At 74.4% G+C, this 19,713-nt stretch carries 13 protein-coding genes and 1 pseudogene; all 14 read left to right on the forward strand.

The window, feature by feature from the left end:
- Nucleotides 1-3: 3 nt before the first annotated feature.
- The 14 genes and pseudogenes from ABZY13_RS07510 (at nucleotide 4) to ABZY13_RS07575 (ending at nucleotide 19,709) form a co-directional block, all read left to right on the forward strand.
- Nucleotides 4-6,705, forward strand: a complete 6,702-nt coding sequence (locus ABZY13_RS07510; protein ID WP_356627933.1) for an amino acid adenylation domain-containing protein — start codon at nucleotides 4-6, stop codon at nucleotides 6,703-6,705.
- A 59-nt stretch (nucleotides 6,706-6,764) separates the two neighbouring features.
- Complete coding sequence (locus ABZY13_RS07515) at nucleotides 6,765-6,977, forward strand: MbtH family protein (protein ID WP_356627967.1); 213 nt, start codon at nucleotides 6,765-6,767, stop codon at nucleotides 6,975-6,977.
- A 96-nt stretch (nucleotides 6,978-7,073) separates the two neighbouring features.
- The gene (locus tag ABZY13_RS07520; protein WP_356627934.1) at nucleotides 7,074-8,213 is read left to right on the forward strand and encodes a glycine amidinotransferase; all 1,140 of its coding nucleotides are present in this window, start codon (nucleotides 7,074-7,076) and stop codon (nucleotides 8,211-8,213) included.
- A gap of 111 nt (nucleotides 8,214-8,324) precedes the next feature.
- The gene (locus ABZY13_RS07525) at nucleotides 8,325-9,158 is read left to right on the forward strand and encodes a M55 family metallopeptidase (protein ID WP_356627935.1); all 834 of its coding nucleotides are present in this window, start codon (nucleotides 8,325-8,327) and stop codon (nucleotides 9,156-9,158) included.
- The gene (locus tag ABZY13_RS07530; RefSeq protein WP_356627936.1) at nucleotides 9,151-10,455 is read left to right on the forward strand and encodes a M20/M25/M40 family metallo-hydrolase; all 1,305 of its coding nucleotides are present in this window, start codon (nucleotides 9,151-9,153) and stop codon (nucleotides 10,453-10,455) included. The genes ABZY13_RS07525 and ABZY13_RS07530 overlap by 8 nt, the downstream gene beginning before the upstream one ends.
- 3 nt (nucleotides 10,456-10,458) lie before the next feature.
- A complete protein-coding gene (locus tag ABZY13_RS07535) occupies nucleotides 10,459-12,423 on the forward strand; it encodes a prolyl oligopeptidase family serine peptidase (protein ID WP_356627937.1) in 1,965 nt (654 codons plus the stop codon).
- Nucleotides 12,420-13,343 carry an LD-carboxypeptidase gene (locus tag ABZY13_RS07540; protein WP_356627938.1) on the forward strand — a complete coding sequence of 308 codons (924 nt, stop codon included), beginning with the start codon at nucleotides 12,420-12,422 and terminating at the stop codon, nucleotides 13,341-13,343. The genes ABZY13_RS07535 and ABZY13_RS07540 overlap by 4 nt, the downstream gene beginning before the upstream one ends.
- Nucleotides 13,344-13,361: 18 nt before the next feature.
- Nucleotides 13,362-13,994: a GNAT family protein gene (locus ABZY13_RS07545; protein ID WP_356627939.1), complete on the forward strand. Its 633-nt coding sequence runs from the start codon at nucleotides 13,362-13,364 to the stop codon at nucleotides 13,992-13,994.
- Nucleotides 13,995-14,034: 40 nt separating this feature from the next.
- Nucleotides 14,035-14,322 (forward strand): annotated as a pseudogene (locus tag ABZY13_RS07550) (phage holin family protein); the annotation flags it as partial.
- A gap of 319 nt (nucleotides 14,323-14,641) precedes the next feature.
- A complete protein-coding gene (locus tag ABZY13_RS07555) occupies nucleotides 14,642-16,078 on the forward strand; it encodes an NAD(P)/FAD-dependent oxidoreductase (RefSeq protein ID WP_356627940.1) in 1,437 nt (478 codons plus the stop codon).
- Nucleotides 16,075-17,928 (forward strand): transketolase, encoded by a 1,854-nt coding sequence (locus ABZY13_RS07560; RefSeq protein WP_356627941.1) that lies wholly within the window; start codon nucleotides 16,075-16,077, stop codon nucleotides 17,926-17,928. Before ABZY13_RS07555 ends, ABZY13_RS07560 begins: the two co-directional genes overlap by 4 nt.
- Before the next feature lie 84 nt (nucleotides 17,929-18,012).
- Nucleotides 18,013-18,378, forward strand: a complete 366-nt coding sequence (locus ABZY13_RS07565) for a gas vesicle protein (protein ID WP_356627942.1) — start codon at nucleotides 18,013-18,015, stop codon at nucleotides 18,376-18,378.
- Nucleotides 18,379-18,513: 135 nt separating this feature from the next.
- A complete protein-coding gene (locus ABZY13_RS07570; RefSeq protein WP_356627943.1) occupies nucleotides 18,514-18,939 on the forward strand; it encodes a gas vesicle structural protein GvpA in 426 nt (141 codons plus the stop codon).
- Nucleotides 18,936-19,709: a GvpL/GvpF family gas vesicle protein gene (locus tag ABZY13_RS07575; protein ID WP_356627944.1), complete on the forward strand. Its 774-nt coding sequence runs from the start codon at nucleotides 18,936-18,938 to the stop codon at nucleotides 19,707-19,709. The genes ABZY13_RS07570 and ABZY13_RS07575 overlap by 4 nt, the downstream gene beginning before the upstream one ends.
- Nucleotides 19,710-19,713 lie beyond the last annotated feature (4 nt).

Genomic DNA, 19,713 nt, shown 5'->3' on the forward strand with positions numbered 1-19,713 from the left:
GGATTGAAGACCCAACACGAGACCCAGTCGCCGATCGAGGCGGTCCTGCCCCTCACCCCGCTCCAGGAGGGCATGCTCTTCCACGCCCTGTACGACCCCGAGGCCGCGGACGTCTACACCATCCAGGCCCCCTTCGAACTGCGCGGCGACGTCTCGCCGACGGCGCTGCGGGCGGCCTGCGCCGGCACGCTGGCCCGGCACGGGGTGCTGCGCGCCGGCTTCCGCGAGCGCGCCAACGGACAGCCGGTGCAGCTGATCCGGCGCACCGTGGACACCCTGTGGACCGAGCTGGACCTCTCCGCCGAGGACGAGTCCGTGCGCCGCAAGAAGCTGCTGGTCTTCCTGGAGGAGGAGCGCCGGCGCCGCTTCGACATGGCGGACCCGCCGCTGATGCGGTTCGCCCTGGTGCGCCTCGCCGACGACCAGTACGCCTTCGTGCTGACGTACCATCACATCCTGCTGGACGGCTGGTCGTTGCCGCTCGTGCTGGAGGACCTGTTCACCCTCTACCACCGCGAGCGCGGCGGCCGGGGCGGCGCCCCGCGCGCCGGCACGCCCCTCACGGACTATCTGCGCTGGCTCTCCCGGCAGGACCGGCAGGCCGCCGAGGCGGCCTGGCGCACCGCGCTGGACGGGCTGACGGAGCCGACCCTCGTCGCGCCCGGCGCCGCCGAGGCCGGCCCCGAGGCGATGCCCGCGCTCACCCACGTCACCCTGTCCGAGGACACCAGCACGGCGCTGGCCCGGGCCGCCCGCGCGCACGGTCTCACCCTCAACTCCGTGGTCCAGGGCGTCTGGGCGCTGCTGCTGTCCGTCCTCACCGGACGCGACGACGTGGTGTTCGGGCAGACCGTGCACGGCCGACCGGCCGAACTGCCCGGCGCGGACTCGGTGGTGGGCCTGCTGATGAACGGCGTGACGGTCCGGGTGCGGATCGACCCCGCCGAGACGCTCGCCGCGCTGTTCGCCCGGGTCCAGGACGAGCAGCTCGCCCTGGCCCCGCACCAGCACCTCGGCCTGGCCGCGGTGCGCCGCCTCACCGGCCTCGACACCCTCTTCGACACCTCCGTCAACTTCGGCACCGCGCCCCAGGGCTTCGACGCCCTGCGCGACGGCGTGCCCGGACTGCGGATCACCCCTCTCACCGAACTGGCCGAGCCCGGCGCCGACACCGACGCCGAGGCCGACGGCGCGCCGGAGATCACCGGTGCGACCCACTACCCGCTCAGCGTCGTCGCCGTCGCCGGCCCCCGGATGCGGCTCAACGTCAGCTACCGCAGGGACCTGTTCGACACCGCCCGCCTGGAACTGATCCGCTCCCTGCTGCGCCTGCTCCTCGACACCTTCGCGCACGCTCCCCAGACCCCCGTCGCCCGGCTGAGCCTGCTGACCGCGCCGCAGCGCGACCAGGTGCTCGGGGAGTGGGGCCGCGGCGCCGGCGGACTGCCCGAACCGGCCACGCTCACCCGCCGTATCGAGGACCAGGTCCGCCGCACCCCCGACGCACCGGCCGTCGCCGACGCAGACCGCACCCTCACCTACCGCCGGCTGGACGACGCCGCCAACCGGCTGGCCTCACTCCTCGCCGAACGCGGCGTCGCCCCCGGCGACCTGGTGGCCGTCGCCCTCCCGCGCACCACCGACCTGCTGGTGGCGCTGCTCGCGGTGCTCAAGGCCGGCGCCGGATACGTGCCGGTCGACCTCGCCTACCCGGCCGACCGCATCGCCTACATGCTGGACGACGCCGCGCCCTCCGCCGTCGTCTGCGCCGACGCCGCCCACCCGGCGCTCGCCGCGCACCCGGTCGTGATCGGCCTGGACGACCCGGCCCTGCGGTCCGCGCTCACCGCCCGGCCCGCCGTCGCCCCGGACGTGCGGACCAGCCCCACCGACGTCATCTACGTCATCTACACCTCCGGATCCACCGGCCGCCCCAAGGGCGTCGTCGTGGAGCACCGCACCGTCGACGGCTACCTCGCCTTCTCCCGCTCCGCCTATCCGGGCCTGGCGCGGCAGGCGCTGGTGCACTCGCACCCGTCGTTCGACCTCACCGTCACCGGCCTGTTCGGACCGCTCACCCTGGGCGGACTGGTCCGGCTGGTCGACCTGACCGACTTCGACGCCCCGGCGGGCGCGGAGGACCACCCGCCGGCCTTCGTCAAGGCCACGCCGAGCCACCTGCCGGTGCTCGCCGCCTCCGACGACTGGTACTCGCCCACGGGCGAACTCGTCCTGGGCGGCGAGCAGCTGACCGGCGAGGCACTCGCGCCCTGGCGCTCCCGCCACCCGAACGTGACGGTCGTCAACGAGTACGGCCCCACCGAGACCACCGTCGGCTGCATGGAGTACCGCATCGAGCCCGGCGACCCGCTGCCGACCGGCGCCGTCCCGATCGGCGGCCCCGTCCCGGCCGCCCGCCTCTACATCCTGGACGCCTGCCTGCGCCCCGTGCCGCCCGGCGTCCCCGGCGAGCTGTACATCGGCGGCGACGTCCTCGCCCGCGGCTACGCCGGCCGCCCCGGCCTGACCGCCTGCCGCTTCGTCGCCGATCCCTTCGGCGCGCCCGGCGCCCGGATGTACCGCACCGGCGACATCGTCTGGTGGCGGCCCGACGGCGTCATGATGTACGGCGGACGCACCGACGACCAGGTCAAGATCCGCGGCTACCGCATCGAACTCGGCGAGGTCGAGGCCATGATCGGCGTCGACCCCGCGGTCGCGCAGGTCGCCGCCGCCGTCCGCGCGGACCGGCGCGGCGCCCCGCGCCTGGTCGCCTACGTGGTCGCCGCGCCCGGCCGGGAGGCCGACCTGGCGACCTTGGGCGAGCGCGTCGCCGAGCGGCTGCCCGCCCACATGGTCCCCTCGGCGTTCGTCACGCTGCCCGCGCTCCCGGTCACCCCCAACGGCAAGGTCGACCGCGCGGCGCTGCCCGCCCCGGAGGAGTCCGCCCCCGACCGGCAGGCCCCGTCCGAGGAGGCCCCCCGGGACCTGGCCACCACCCTCGCCGCGCTGTTCGGACAGGTGCTGGGCCTGGAGCCCGTCGGCGTGGAGGACGACTTCTTCGCGCTCGGCGGTGACTCGATCACGGTGATCCAGCTGGTGGCGCGGGCCCGCGAGGCGGGGGTGCGGCTGACGCCCAAGCAGGTCTTCGCGCACCGCACGCCTTCCGCCCTCGCGGCAACGCAGGCGCCGGCGCAGGCGCCGGCCGACCTGACGGCGCCGGAACCCGCCCCGGCCACCGGCCCCACCGCCTCCGCGCCCGCCGCTGCCGCTGCCTCCGCGCCCGCCGCCCCCTCCGCTGCGTCCGACCCCGCCCCGGAGCCCGCGCGGAACGACGCCGCCGACACGCTGGCCGGTCTGTTCGGGCAGGTGCTGGGCCTGGACGCGGTCGCGGTCGAGGACGACTTCTTCGGGCTCGGCGGCGACTCCATCACCGTCATCCAGCTCGTGGCACGGGCGCGCGAGGCCGGCGTACGGCTGACGCCCAAGCAGGTCTTCGCCCAGCGCACGCCCGCCGCGCTCGCGGCCCTGCTCGGCGCGGCGCCGAAGAAGCCCGCGCCCGCCGAGCCCGTCCGCCGCGACCGGCCGGAGTCCCGGCCGGCCACCCGTCCCGAGTCCGTCCCGACGGCAGAGCCGCAGCCCCACCGGGCCACCGCCACCGCCGCCCATGGGACCGGGCCCGCCACCGCCCCGTCGCCCGAGCCCACCGCCGTCACCCCGGTCATGCACCGCCTGCGCGAACACGGCGGAGCCTACGACGCGTTCCATCAGTCGACCCTGCTCAGCGTCCCGCCCGGCCTCGGCGCCGGCGACCGGCTGGTCACCGCCGTGCACGCGGTCCTGGAGCGGCACGAGGCGCTGCGCGGCCGGCTGCGGGAGGACGGCTCCCTCGCCCTGGCCCCCGCCGACCCGGCCGCGGCGCGGGAAGCGGTCCGGCGGATCGAGGTCCCCGGCACGCAGGCCACCGGCGAGGCCCTGCGCGCCCTGATCGCCGCCCGCGCCGCCGAGGACGCCGACGCCCTCGCCCCGCGCGCCGGCGCGATGCTGCGGGTCACCTGGTTCGACGCGGGCGAAGGACGCCAGGGGCGGCTGCTCGTCACCGTCCACCACCTGGCCGTCGACGCGGTGTCCTGGCACATCCTGCTCACCGACCTCTACACCGCCTGGCACGAGGCCGCGTCCGGCGGCGCCGTGCGGCTGGAGCCCGTACCCGTGCCGCTGCGGGAGTGGACGGCACGGCTGCGCTCCGCCGCGCAGTCGCCCGAGGTGCTCGCCGAACTGCCGTACTGGAAGCGGACGGTGAGCCCCGGCTGCGTCACCCTGACCGACGCCCGGCTGTCCCCGTCGCTGGACATCCACGCCACCGCCGGCGCCCTGCGCCTCACCCTCCCCGAGGACCTCACCGAGCCGCTGCTGTCCAAGGCGCCCGCCGCGTTCGGCGCCCGCACCAACGACGTCCTGCTGGCCGGCCTCGCCCTCGCCGTCACCGCCTGGCGCGGCGCCGGGACGGACGCGGGCGGCGCGGTCCTGGTCGACGTGGAGGGACACGGCCGCGAGCCGCTCGCCGACGACGCCGACCTGTCCGGCACGGTCGGCTGGCTCACCTCCCTGTACCCGGTACGGCTCGACGCGGGCGCCCCCGACTGGACGCCCGGCGACGACCCCGCGTCCGACGCCCGCCTCGGGGAGGCCGTACGCCGGGTCGCCGCCCAGCTCGGCCGGGTCCCGCGGCGCGGCATCGGCTACGGACTGCTGCGCCACCTCAACCCCGGCACGGCGGCCGAACTGGCCGGCGGCGCACGCCCCCAGGTGTGCTTCAACTACCTGGGCCGGCAGGACCGTTTGGAGCAGGCGGAGGCCGACTGGGGCGTCGCGCCCGAGGCGGACGCGCTGCCGCTCGGCGCGGACCCGCGGATGCCGCTCACCCATGTCGTCGAGGTCAACGCGGCAGTCGAGGATGGACCTGCCGGAGCCGGCGGCGCGGCCGGGCCCCGGCTCGTCGCCCAGTGGCTGTGGGCCCGGCGGCTGCTGTCCGACGCGGAGGCCGGCCGGCTGGCCGAGCTGTGGTTCGCGGCGCTGCGCGCGCTGGTGGCCTACGGCACCGCCCGGCCCGAGCGCGCCGAGCGCGAGGAGGCCGAGGAGCGGGCCCGGCTCGCCGCCCGGATCGGCACGCCGGTCGAGCGGCTGCTGCCGATGACCCCGACGCAGGAGGGGCTGCTCTTCCACGCCCGCTACGACAGCGGCGACCTCGACGTCCACAACGTGCAGATCGCCCTGGAGACCAGCGGCCCGCTCGACACCGACCGGTTCCGGGCCGCCTGCGACGCCCTGCTGGAGCGCCACCCGATGCTGCGCGCGGCGTTCCTCCAGCGCCGGTCGGGCGAGCCCGTGCAGGCCGTCCCCGAGCGGGTCGCCATGCCGTGGCAGACCCACGACCTCACCGCGCTCGACCCGGCCGGACGCGACGCGCGGCGGACGGAGCTGCTGGAGGCCGACCGGCGCCGCCGCTTCGACCCCGCCCGGCCGCCGCTGATGCGCTGCACCGTGCTGGCGCTCGCCGAGGACCGGCACGAGGTGGTGCTGAGCATGCACCACATGCTCGTCGACGGCTGGACCACCTCCCTGGTGCTGCGGGACCTGCTCGCCCTGTTCGACCAGGACGGCGACGACCGCGGACTGCCCGTCCCCGGCCACTACCCCGACTACCTCCAGTGGCTCGCCGCCCAGGACCGGGACGAGGCGCGGGCCGCCTGGACCGAGGCGCTGGCCGGACTGGAGGAGCCCACGCTGGTGTGCCCCGGCCGGGACACCGCGCGGGTGCGCGCCCTGCCCGAGACGACCACGGTCGAGTTGTCCGAGGCCGCCACCGCGGCCCTGCTCGACGCGGCGCGCGCCCACGGCGTCACCCTCAACACCCTGGTCCGGGTGGCGTGGGCACTGTGCCTGCACCGGCGCACCGGGCAGCGGGACATCACCTTCGGCGCCGTCGTCTCCAGCCGCGAGGCCGATCTGCCGGACGTGGACGAGATGGTCGGCCTGTTCATCAACACCGTGCCGGTCCGGGTGCGCCTGGACCCCGCGGAGACGGTGGCAGGCCTGCTGCGCCGGCTCCAGGGCGAACAGGCCGAGCTGCTGCCGTACCACCACCTCGCCCTGGCCGACCTCCAGCGCGCGGTGGGCAGGGGCCCGCTGTTCGACACCTGCGTCGTCTTCGAGAACTACCCCACGGCGCAGACCCTGCCGAGCCCCGACGACGGGCTGCGCCTGGTGGGCTTCACGGGGCACGACCCCTACCACTATCCGCTGAAGCTGATGGCCGCACCCGGCGACCGGCTCCGGCTGGTCGTCGGCCACCGCCCCGACCTGCTCGACGCCGACGCCGGCCGGCGGACCGCCGCCGACCTGCTCGAACTGCTCACCACGCTGCCGACGGCGCTCGGCGAGCCGACCGGGCGGCTGCTCACCGGCCCGCCCGCGCCCGGCGCCGCCGCCGGACCCGTCGAACAGCGGCTGTGCGAGCTGATCGCGGAGGTCCTGGAGCGGACCTACGTCGACGCCGACGACGACGTCTTCGCCCTCGGCTGCGACTCGCTGACCGCGCTGCGCCTCGCCGGCCGGATCGAGGCCGACCTCGGCCGCAGCCTCGACGTGGGCACCGTCTTCCGGTGCCGCACGGCCCGCGCCCTCGCCGGCGAACTCACCTGACCCCCGTGGATCGGCGCGCCACCGCCGACGAACTCCTGGAAAGAGAGCTGGGAAACGACATGACCAACCCGTTCGACAACGAGGACGGCACCTTCCACGTGCTCGTCAACGCCGAGCGCCAGTACTGCCTGTGGCCCGCCTTCGCCCTGGTCCCGCCCGGCTGGGACGTCGTCGTGGCCGACAGCGACCGGCAGACCTGCCTCGACCACATCGAGCAGAACTGGACCGACATGCGCCCGGCGAGCCTCGTCGCCGCCACGGACGCCGCGTAACCGCACACCCCGCCGCCGGTACCCCCGTACCCCCACCCCCCACGAACCGCCTCACCCCGCACCCCCGCACCTCCACAAGGACAGGTGGCCGCAGACATGAACACCGACTCCGTCGTCGTCAACTCCTGGAACGAATGGGACCCGCTGGAGGAGATGGTCGTCGGCTCCGCCGACAACGCCAACTTCGAGCCGGTCGAGCCCGGCAGCCGGCCCGCCGTCCGCAACGCCCCCGGCGAGCCCTTCCCGACCGGCCCCAAGTCCCAGGACGCCATCGACCTCGCCAACGCGGAACTCGCGGGTCTCGCCGCCCTGCTGGAGTCCCAGGGCGTCACCGTGCGCCGCCCCCAGCCGCACGACTTCTCCCGCCCGGTCGTCACCCCCGACTTCGAGGTGCCCAACCAGTACTGCGCGGTCTGCCCGCGCGACGTGATGATCACCATGGGCAACGAGATCATCGAGGCGACCATGTCGCGCCGCGCCCGCTACTTCGAGTACCAGCCCTACCGCAAGCTGGTCTACGAGTACTGGAACGCCGACCCGCGCGTGCTGTGGACCACCGCGCCCAAGCCGTCCATGGCCGACGACATGTACCGCGAGGAGTTCTGGGACTGGCCGCTGGAGAAGCGCCACGCCGAGATGCACTCCTTCGAGTTCTGCATCAACCAGGACGAGGTCGTCTTCGACGCCGCCGACATGAGCCGGCTCGGCCGCGACATCCTCGTCCAGGAGTCGATGACCACCAACCGGGCCGGCATCCGCTGGCTCAAGCAGCACCTGGAGCCGCGCGGCTTCCGCGTCCACACGGTCCACTTCCCGCTGGACTTCTTCCCCTCGCACATCGACTGCACCTTCGTCCCGCTGCGCCCCGGCCTCATCCTCACCAACCCCGAGCGGCCGCTGCGCGAGGGCGAGGAGAAGATGTTCTACGCCAACGACTGGGAGCTGGTCGAGGCCCCACAGCCGGTGCTCACCAACGACGAGATGCCGAAGTACTGCCAGTCCTCCAAGTGGCTGTCGATGAACGTGCTCAGCATCTCCCCGACCAAGGTGATCGTGGAGGAGCAGGAGAAGCCGCTGCAGGAACTGCTCGCCAAGTACGACTTCGAGGTCTTCACCGTCCCGTTCCGGCACGTCTTCGAGTACGGCGGCTCCCTGCACTGCGCCACCTGGGACGTGCGCCGCACCGGCACCCGCGAGGACTACTTCCCGAACCTCGACTACCGGCCGCTGGTCTGACCCCGTAGCCGGTCCCCCGGACCGGGTGTGCCGGGCCCCCGCATTCCCCCGTGCCCGGCCCGGCACACCCCTCATGGCCTGTTCGCGCCCCGGCGCGTAACGTGGCGCACCATGAAGATCCTCATCAGCGCCGACATGGAGGGCGCCACCGGTGTCACCTGGCCGGCCGACGTCCTGCCCGGGACACCGCAGTGGGAGCGGTGCCGCTCCATGTTCACCTCCGACGTCAACGCCGCGGCCCTGGGCTTCTTCGACGGCGGCGCCGACGAGGTCGTCGTCAACGAGGCGCACTGGACCATGCGCAACCTGCTGCTGGAGCGGCTGGACGAGCGCGTGGAGATGCTCACCGGACGGCACAAGTCGCTGTCGATGGTCGAGGGCGTGCAGCACGGCGACGTCGACGGCATCGCCTTCGTCGGCTACCACGCCGGCGCCGGCGCCGAGGGCGTCCTCGCCCACACCTACCTCGCCAACTCCATCACCGGCGTCTGGCTGGACGACGTACGGGCCAGCGAGGGCCTGCTGAACGCGCACGTCGTCGCCGAGTACGGGGTGCCCGTGGTCCTGGTCACCGGGGACGACGTGGCCTGCGAGGACGCGCTCGGCTATGCCCCCGAGGCGCGGAAGGTCGCCGTCAAGGACCACGTCTCGCGGTACGCCGCCGTGTGCCGTACGCCGGCCCGGACCGCCGCCGACATCCGGGCGGCCGCCAAGGAGGCCGCCGCCCTGGCCGTGCGGCACGAGCCCGTGCAGGCCGGCCCGCACACCGTCGCCGTCGAGTTCGACGCCGAGCACCTCGCCCTGGCGGCCACCGTCGTGCCGGGCGTCGCACGCGTCGGCGAGCGCAAGGTGGCGTACACCAGTGCCACCATGTTCGAGGGGATCCGCACCTTCAAGGCGGTCACCACCGTCGTCTCGGCCGCCGTGGAGGAGCAGTATGGCTGACCAGCGCGCACTGGACGAGGTCGTCGAGTTCACCTCCGACCTCATCCGCATCGACACCACCAACCGGGGCGGCGGCGACTGCCGGGAGCGGCCCGCCGCCGAGTACGCGGCGGCACGGCTGGCCGAGGCGGGCCTGGAGCCGGTGCTGCTGGAGCGCACCGAGGGCCGCACCAACGTCGTCGCCCGCATCGAGGGGACCGACCCGTCCGCGGACGCCCTCCTCGTGCACGGGCACCTCGACGTGGTGCCCGCCCAGGCGGCCGACTGGAGCGTGCACCCCTTCTCCGGGGAGATCCGCGACGGCGTCGTCTGGGGCCGGGGCGCCGTCGACATGAAGAACATGGACGCGATGATCCTCGCGGTCGTCCGCGCCTGGGCCCGCGAGGGCGTCCGGCCCCGGCGGGACGTGGTGATCGCGTTCACCGCCGACGAGGAGGACAGCGCCGTCGACGGCTCCGGCTTCCTCGCCGACCGGCACCCCGGCCTGTTCGAGGGCTGCACCGAGGGCGTCAGCGAGTCCGGCGCGTTCACCTTCCACGACGGCTCCGGCCGCCACATCTACCCCATCGCCGCCGGCGAGCGCGGCACGGGCTGGATGAAGCTGACCGCGCGGGGCCGCGCCGGGCACGGCTCCAAGGTCAACCGGGACAACGCGGTGACCCGCCTGTCGGCCGCGATCACCCGCATCGGCGAGTACGAGTGGCCGCTGCGGCTCACGCCGACCGTGCGCGCCGCGCTCACCGAGCTGGCCGCGCTGTACGGCATCGACACCGACCTGCGGGACGTCGACCGGCTGCTGGAGAAGCTCGGCCCGGCCGCCCAGCTGGTCGAGGCGACCGTCCGCAACAGCGCCAACCCGACCATGCTGAACGCCGGCTACAAGGTCAACGTCATCCCCGGCGAGGCCGTCGCCCATGTCGACGGACGCTTCCTCGCCGGCGCCGAGGAGGAGTTCCGGGCCACCATGGACCGGCTCACCGGGCCGGACGTCGACTGGGAGTTCCACCACCGCGAGGTCGCCCTGGAGGCGCCCGTGGACGCGCCGACGTTCGCGCGGATGCGGGCGGCCGTCGAGGAGTTCGCGCCCGAGGGGCACGTCGTGCCGTACTGCATGTCGGGCGGCACCGACGCCAAGCAGTTCTCCCGGCTCGGCATCACCGGCTACGGCTTCGCGCCGCTGAAGCTCCCCGAGGGCTTCGACTACCAGGCGCTCTTCCACGGGGTCGACGAACGCGTCCCCGTGGAGGCGCTGCACTTCGGCGTCCGTGTCCTCGACCGCTTCCTGCGGAGCGCCTGACCGATGGGGGAGAGCATGCAGACCCTGGCGTACGGCTCGTGGCCCTCGCCCGTCGACGCGGCCCTCGCCGCCGCGCGCGACGGACACCCCGAGTACGTCGGCTTCGTCGGCGACGAGGTCTGGTGGACCGAGCCGCGCCCTGCCGAGGGCGGCCGGCGCACCCTCGTGCGCCGGCACGCCGACGGCACCGAGGAGTCGGTGCTGCCCGCGCCGTGGAACGTGCGCAGCCGGGTCATCGAGTACGGCGGCCTGCCCTGGGCCGGCGCCGAGGCGGACGGCCGGCCGCTTCTGGTGTTCGCCCACTTCACCGACCAGCGCCTGTACCGCTGGGAGCCGGGAAGCGAGCCGCGTCCGCTCACCCCGCTGTCGTCCGTCGGCGGCGGACTGCGCTGGGCGGACCCGCGGTTGGTGTTGGAGCGCGGCGAAGTGTGGTGCGTGCTGGAGGAGTTCACCGGCGACGGCCCGAGCGACGTGCGCCGCGTGCCCGTCGCGGTGCCGCTGGACGGCTCCGCCGCCGACGACCGCGCCGCCGTGCGCGGACTCGCTCCCGCCCGGCACCGGTTCGTCACCGGACCGCGCCTGTCCCCGGACGGGCGGCGCGCGGCGTGGCTCGCCTGGGACCATCCGCGGATGCCCTGGGACGGCACGGAGCTGATCGTCGCCGACGTCACGCCGGACGGCGTCCTGGAGTCGCCCCGCACGCTCGCCGGCGGCCCCGAGGAGTCCATCGCCCAGGCCGACTTCGCCCCCGACGGCGCCCTGCTGTACGCGAGCGACCGCACCGGCTGGTGGAACCTCTACCGCGACGGCGTGCCCCTGTGCCCGCGCGAGGAGGAGTTCGGCGGACCGCTGTGGAAGGTGGGCCAGCGCTGGTTCGCCCCGCTGGACAGCGGCCTCGTCGCCGTCGTGCACGGACGCGGCGCCACCGCCCTCGGCGTCCTCGACCCCGAGACCGGCGAGGTCGTCGACGCGGCCGGCCCCTGGACCGAGTTCGCGCCCACCCTCGCCGCCCACGGAGAGCGCGTCGTCGCCGTCGGCGCCGGCCCGCGCAGCGCCTACGAGGTCGTGGAACTGGACACGCGGACCGGCCACGCCCGCGTCATCGGCGCCGAGCACCACGACGCCGTCGACCCGGCGTACTACCCCCAGCCGCAGATCCGCACCTTCACCGGACCCGACGGCCGCGACATCCACGCCCACGTGTACCCGCCCCACCACCCCGGCTGCGCAGCGCCCGCCTCCGAGCTGCCGCCGTACGTCGTCTGGGCGCACGGCGGTCCGACCGGCCGCTCGCCGCTGGTGCTGGACCTGTCCATCGCCTACTTCACCTCCCGCGGCATCGGCGTCGCCGAGGTCAACTACGGCGGCTCCACCGGCTACGGCCGGGAGTACCGCGACCGGCTGCGCGAGCAGTGGGGCGTGGTCGACGTCGAGGACTGCGCGGCCGTCGCCCGCGCCCTCGCCGACGAGGGCGGCGCCGACCCGGACCGGCTCGCCGTGCGGGGAGGCAGCGCGGGCGGCTGGACCGCGGCGGCCTCCCTCGCCACGACCGACGTCTACGCCTGCGGCACGATCATCTACCCGATCCTCGACCTCACCGGCTGGGCGACCGGCGAGACCCACGACTTCGAGTCGCAGTACCTGGAGAGCCTGGTCGGCCCGCTCGCCCAGGTGCCCGAACGGTACGCCGAGCGCTCGCCGGCCGAGCACGCCGACCGGATCACCGCGCCGTTTCTGCTGCTCCAGGGACTGGACGACGTGATCTGCCCGCCCACGCAGTGCGAACGGTTCCTCGCCAAGATGGCGGGGCGCGGGGTGCCGCACGCCTACCTCGCCTTCGAGGGCGAGGGCCACGGCTTCCGGCGGGCCGACACGTTGATCCGCGCACTGGAGGCCGAACTCTCCCTGTACGCGCAGGTGTTCGGGTTCAACCCGCCGGGTGTGCCGAGACTGGAGCTGACCACGTGAGGGAACTCGTCCGCCCCGCCCGGCTGGCCCCCGGCGCCCGCGTCGCCGTGGTCGCGCCCAGCGGCCCGGTGCCGGAGGAGCGCCTGCAGGCCGGGCTCGACGTGCTGCGCGGCTGGGACCTCGACCCCGTCGTCGCGCCGCATGTCCTCGACCGGCACCCCGAGTTCGACTACCTGGCCGGCGCGGACGCCGACCGGGCCGCCGATCTCCAGGCCGCCTGGTGCGACCCGGCCGTGGACGCCGTGCTGTGCGCCCGCGGCGGCTACGGCGTCCAGCGCATGGCCGACCTCCTGGACTGGGAGGCCATGCGCGCGGCCGGACCGAAGGTGTTCGTCGGCTTCAGCGACATCACCGCCCTGCACGAGGCGTTCGCCACCCGGCTCGGCCTGGTCACCCTGCACGGGCCGATGGCGGCGGGCGTCGACTTCCTCAAGAACGCCCGCACCCAGGACCATCTCAGGGCCACGCTGTTCGCCCCGGAGACGGTCCGCACCATCGCCTCCGACGGCCGGGCCCTCGTCCCCGGCCGGGCGCGCGGCGTCCTGCTCGGCGGCTGTCTGAGCCTGCTGGCCGCCGAACTCGGCACCCCGCACGCCCGCTCCTCCGCGGCCGGCGGCCTGCTCTGCCTGGAGGACGTGGGGGAGGAGACGTACCGCCTGGACCGGTATCTCACCCAGCTCCTGCGCGCGGGATGGCTCGACGGCGTGCGCGGGATCCTGCTCGGGTCCTGGGAGGGCTGCGTTCCCCACGACCGGGTCCGGGCCATGTTCGCCGACCGGCTCGGCGGCCTCGGCGTGCCCGTCGCCGAGGAGTTCGGCTTCGGACACGGCGAGGGGGCGTTGACCATGCCCTTCGGGGTGAGCGCCGAACTGGACGCCGGGGCCGGGACGTTGGTCCTCGACGAGCCCGCCCTGGCTTGAGCGTCGTAAGGTGGCGGGGTGCCGCACATCGCATCCCGCTACCTCGCCGAGGGCCCCCGCGTGGGCATACGCGTCTTCACCCTCGACGACGGCCCCGAGTTCCTGGCCCGCGTCCGGGAGAGCAAGGACCTGCACCACCCGTGGCTGTTCCCGCCGGACACCCCCTCGGCCTACTCCCGCTACGCCGGCCGGCTGATCGACGACCCGACGAAGGCCGGCTTCCTCGTGTGCGAGAAGGGCGGGAAGGGCGAGAACGGTGAGAAAGACGGGAAGGGAGCGCGGGGCGAGGCGGGGGAGCGGGGCGGCGGGAGTGAGCGGGAGCCGCACGCCATCGCCGGGTTCATCAACATCAACAACATCGTCGCCGGGGCGTTCCAGAGCGGTGCTCTCGGTTACGGGGCGTTCGCGCACGCGGCCGGGCGGGGGCTGATGCGCGAGGGACTCGACCTGGTCATCGACTACGCGTTCGGTCCGCTGCGGCTGCACCGCCTGGAGATCAACGTCCAGCCCGGCAACACGGCGTCCATCGCCCTGGCCCGCGCCTGCGGCTTCCGCCTGGAGGGGTTCTCCCCGAAGATGCTGTTCATCGACGGCGCCTGGCGCGACCACGAACGGTGGGCGCTCACCACCGAGATGCGGGCGTCCGCCTGATCCCCGGTGTTCCGGGCGTGCGGCCGGGTACCCGCACCGGATGAAACGTCTCGAACATCTGGAGCACATCGACAAGGGCCTGGCCGACGAGCTGGCCCAGGTGGCGCGGGAGACGGTCCGCGACGAACTGCGCCGGCAGACGCGCAAGCAGCGCCGCAGGGCGTCCCTGTACGCGGCGTCCGGCGCGCTCGCCCTCTACGCGGGCGCGGCGGTGGCGCTGGCCGTGGGCCTCGCCCTCGCCCTTGCCCTGCCGGGCTGGGCGGCGGCCCTGATCACGGCGGCGATCCTGGCGGCGGCCGCGTACGCGCTCCGCAACGCCGCCCGGCCGACGACGCCCGCCGCGCCGGACACCCGTTCCTACCCGCCGATGCCGCCCTTCCCTCCGGACACCCCCCGTTCCTGAACACGCCGGGGGACCGCGACGCCCCCGGGGGCGCGGGAACTGCGCGAGAAACCCCCGCCGGCCCGCAGCTGCAAGTCGCGACGGATCCCCGGCGTCCGCAGCTTTCGCAGGCGCGGGGAACTGCGCAAACACCCCCACTGCGCCGCACCCCACCCCCGAACCAGCCCCGGCAGGGGAAACGTTTGCCACCCCCGGCAGGGGAAACGCGGAACACCTCGTACGAGACGACCGCCGGAGGCGAACCGTGAGTCGACCCCGCATCGTGATCGTCGGAGCCGGCTTCGCCGGATACCGCACGGCCCGCGAGCTGTCGCGGATGTCCCGGGGCAAGGCCGACATCACCCTGCTCAACCCGACCGACTACTTCCTGTACCTGCCCCTGCTTCCCCAGGTCGCCGCCGGAATCCTGGAGCCGCGCCGCGTCACCGTGTCCCTCTCCGGCACCCTCCCGCACGTACGCCTCGTCCTGGGCGAGGCCGACTCGATCGACCTCGACGCCCGCACCGTGCACTACACCGGCCCCGAGGGCGAGCCGGGCACGCTGGAGTACGACCGCCTCGTCCTCGCCGCGGGCAGCGTCAACAAGCTGCTGCCCATCCCCGGCGTGGCCGAGCACGCGCACGGCTTCCGCGGCCTGCCCGAGGCGCTCTACCTGCGCGACCACGTCACCCGGCAGGTGGAGCTGGCGGCGGCGGCAGAGGACCGCGAGAAGTGCGCGGCCCGCTGCACGTTCGTCGTCGTCGGCGCCGGCTACACCGGCACCGAGGTGGCAGCGCACGGCCAGCTGTTCACCGACTCCCAGGTCCGCAGGCACCCCCTGCGCGAGGGCATGCGCCCGCGCTGGATGCTGCTGGACGTCGCCCCCCGCGTCCTGCCCGAGATGGACGAACGTCTGTCGGAGACCGCCGACCGGGTGCTGCGCGAGCGCGGCGTCGACGTGCGCATGGGCACCTCCGTGAAGGAGGCCACGCACGACGGCGTGCTGCTGACCGACGGCGAGTTCGTGGAGACCCGCACCCTCGTGTGGTGCGTGGGCGTACGGCCCGACCCGCTCGCACAGTCCCTCGGCCTGCCCCTGGAACGCGGACGCCTGCTGGTCGACCCGCACCTGCAAGTGCCGGGCCGCCCGGAGGTGTTCGCCTGCGGCGACGCCGCGGCCGTGCCCGACCTGGAGCAGCCCGGCCAGTACACGCCCATGACCGCCCAGCACGCCTGGCGGCAGGGCAGGCTCTGCGCGCGGAACGTCGCCGCCTCCCTCGGCGTCGGCGAGCGCAAGGCCTACCGCCACCGTGACATGGGGTTCGTCGTGGACCTCGGCGGCGTGAAGGCCGCGGCCAATCCGCTCGGGGTGCCGCTGGCCGGACCGGTCGCCGGCGCCGTGACGCGCGGCTACCACCTCGCCGCCATGCCCGGCAACCGGGTCCGGGTCGCCGCCGACTGGCTGCTGGACGCCGTACTGCCGCGCCAGGCCGTGCAGTTGGGTCTCGTACGGTCCTGGTCGGTGCCGCTGGACACCTCGTCGCCGGAACTGGCACGCGTGCCGAACGGCGCCTCAGCGGGCAGGCCCCCAGCCGAACCCGCACCCGGCCGGCCCGGCGGGGACCATCCAACCCCCGGACCCGTCAAGCGCACGGACCCGCCCGCCGACCGGCCCGACACCCCCGCCGAAGGAGACCGATGAACACCCGGGAACTCGCCGAACTGGGACAGCAGTTGCGCGTGGACAGCGTCCGGGCCTCCGCCGCCGCCGGCTCGGGGCACCCGACGTCCTCGATGTCCGCCGCCGATCTGATGGCCGTCCTCCTCGCCCACCACCTGCGCTACGACTTCGAACGCCCCGCCCACCCGGCCAACGACCGCTTCGTCCTGTCCAAGGGCCACGCCTCCCCGCTGCTGTACTCCGCGTACAAGGCGGCCGGCGTCATCGACGACGAGGAACTGCTCACCTTCCGCAAGCTGGGCAGCCGCCTCGAAGGACACCCCACCCCGCAGCGGCTGCCGTGGGTCGAGACGGCCACCGGGTCGCTCGGCCAGGGACTGCCCGTCGGCGTCGGCATCGCGCTCGCCGGGAAACGGCTGGAGCGCGCCGACTACCGGGTGTGGGTGCTGTGCGGCGACAGCGAACTCGCCGAGGGCTCCGTGTGGGAGGCCGCCGAGCACGCCGCGTACGAGCACCTCGACAACCTCACCGCGATCGTCGACGTCAACCGGCTCGGGCAGCGCGGCCCCACCCGGCACGGCCACGACCTCGACGCCTACGCCCGCCGCTTCCAGGCCTTCGGCTGGCACACCGTCGAGGTCGACGGCCACGACGTCGACGCCGTCGACCGCGCCTACGGCGAGGCGATCTCCACCAAGGGCCAGCCCACCGCCATCCTCGCCCGCACCCTCAAGGGCAAGGGCGTCGAGGCCGTCCAGGACCGCGAGGGCCTGCACGGCAAGCCGCTGCCCGAGGCCGAGGACGCCGTCGCCGAACTCGGCGGCCCCCGCGACCTGCGCGTCCAGGTGCACGAACCGCCCGAGACCAGGGCCCTGCACTCCGTGCCCACCGGCGACATCCGGCTGCCCCGCTGGGACAAGGGCGCCGAGAAGGGAGTCGCCACCCGCGACGCCTACGGCAAGGCGCTCGCCGCCCTCGGCGCCGGGCGCGGCGACGTCGTCGCCCTCGACGGCGAGGTGAGCGACTCCACCCGCGCCGAGTTCTTCGCCAAGGAACACCCCGAGCGCTACTTCGAGTGCTACATCGCCGAGCAGCAACTGGTCGCCGCGGCCGTGGGCCTGGCGACGCGCGGCTGGGTGCCGTACGCCTCCACCTTCGCCGCCTTCCTCACCCGGGCGTACGACTTCGTGCGCATGGCGTCCATCAGCGGCGTCGGCGTCAACCTGGTCGGCTCGCACGCGGGCGTCGCCATCGGCCAGGACGGGCCCTCCCAGATGGGCCTGGAGGACCTGGCCATGTTCCGCGCCGTGCACGGCTCGACCGTGCTGTACCCGTGCGACGCCAACCAGACTGCCAAGCTCGTCGCCGCCATGGCCGGCCTCGACGGCATCCGCTATCTGCGCACCTCGCGCGGCGCGGCCCCGGTGATCTACGGGCCCGACGAGGACTTCCCGGTGGGCGGCAGCAAGGTCCTGCGCTCCTCCGACGAGGACCGGGTGACGCTGGTCGCCGCGGGCGTCACCGTGCCCGAGGCGCTGGCCGCCGCCGACGCGCTGGACCGCGAGGGCATCCGGGCCAGGGTCGTCGACCTGTACTCGGTCAAGCCCGTCGACCGGCTCACGCTGCGCCGGGCCGCCGAGGACACCGGCTGCCTGATCACCGTCGAGGACCACCGGGAGGAGGGCGGCCTCGGCGACGCCGTCCTCGACGCCTTCCTCGACGGCCGCCCCACGCCCCGCCTGGTGCGGCTCGCGGTCCGCACGATGCCGGGCTCGGCCTCGCCCGAGGAGCAGCTGCACGCGGCCGGCATCGACGCCGAGTCCGTCGCCGCCGCCGTACGACTCCTGGTGGAGCAGGGCGTCGTGCGCTGAGCGTGTGAGAACGCGGATGCGGATGCGGAGCGTTCGCGGAGGTTTGGCGAACGCTCTTGCGGCCACCCGATGCGTGAGGTGGCCATGTCGAACACGAACAGCACATCCGAATCCGAGACCGCACAGGAGCCGCAGGCTTCGCAGAGTTCACAGTCCTCACAGCACCAGGACGGTGCCCGGGACCGGCCCGGCCCCATGGAAGTGCTGCGCCAGGCGCGGGCACAACTGGAGGAGCTGACCGGGATGACCGCCGAGTCCGTGTCGTCCTTCGAACAGACCGAGGACGGCTGGGCACTCGACGTCGAGGTGCTCGAACTGGCCCGGGTGCCCGACACGATGAGCCTGATGGCCAGTTACCGGGTCGAACTCGACCCGCAGGGGCAGCTCACGGGCTACCGGCGCGTCAAGCGCTACGAACGCGGCCGGGCCGACCGCAGCGGCGGCCGCTAGAACCGCGGCGCGCATCGGCGCGCAACGGCCCGCGATCCGACGCACCGTCGCATCGGTGCATCCCCTATCACCACATACCGACACATCCCATCACCGATCACACCATCGGGACCCAACCGAGGAGGCAGAGCCGGAATGACCGTTGTACCGGCACAGCAGACCGGAGGCGGAGGCGGCAGCAGCGGCCTCTACGACGTGCTTGAGCTTGTACTGGACAGGGGGCTCGTCATCGACGCATTCGTGCGCGTGTCCCTGGTCGGGATCGAGATCCTGAAGATCGACGTACGCGTCGTCGTCGCCAGCGTCGACACCTATCTGCGCTTCGCGGAGGCCTGCAACCGCCTCGACCTCGAGGCCGGTCCGCGCAAGAGCCCCGGACTGCCCGACGTCGTCGGCCAGATCACCGAGAGCGGCGCGCGCGGCAAGTCCAAGGGCGCCCTGTCCGGCGCCGCGCAGACCATCTCGGACGCCTTCAAGCAGGCCCGTGACGAGGGCCAGGAGGAGGAGCGCCCGCGGGCCCGCAAGACCGCGGCCGCGCGCCGGAAGGAGGAGCAGGAGTGAGCACCTACGTCTACGGCATCACCGCCGGTTCGCACCCCGCGCTCCCCGACGGCATGGGCGGCGTCGGCGACCCGCCCCGGCCGGTGCGCATCCTGCGCGAGGGCGACCTCGCGGCGATCGTCAGCGACGCCCCCGAAGGCCTGCGCCCCAAGCGCAAGGACCTGCTCGCCCATCAGACCGTGCTCGCCGAGGCCGGATCGGCCGGCTGCGTGCTGCCCATGCGGTTCGGCAGCGTCGCCCCCGACGACGCCGCGGTCACCGGGGTCCTCGCCGAGCGGGCCGAGCACTACCAGGAGCGGCTGCGCGAGCTGGAGGGCCGCGTCGAGTACAACATCAAGGCCAACCACGTCGAAGAGGCCGTCCTGCACCACGTCATGGCCGAGAACGCCGAGATCCGGGCGCTCGCCGAGGCCAACCGGCAGGCGGGCGGCGGCAGTTACGAGGACAAGATCCGGCTCGGCGAGCTGGTCGCCTCCGCCGTCAAGGTGAAGGAGGCCGACGACGGCCTCGCGCTGCGCCGCACCCTGGAGCCGGCCGCCGCGGCCGTCGGCGTGGGCCCCGAGTCCACCGGCTGGCTGGCCAACGTGTCCTTCCTGGTCGACCGGAAGACCGCCGAGGAGTTCCTGGCGGCCGTCGAACGGGCCCGTCAGGACCTGCCGCACCTGGAGATCCGGGTGAACGGCCCGCTGCCGCCGTACAGCTTCGTCGAGCCTGGCCCGGGCGAGCCGGCGGGCGCCGCGACGGCCGGCGCGGACACCGGCGCCGGCTGAGCCC

Origin of the sequence: Streptomyces sp. NPDC006610, from assembly GCF_040611575.1 — a bacterium.
Lineage (GTDB): Bacteria > Actinomycetota > Actinomycetes > Streptomycetales > Streptomycetaceae > Streptomyces.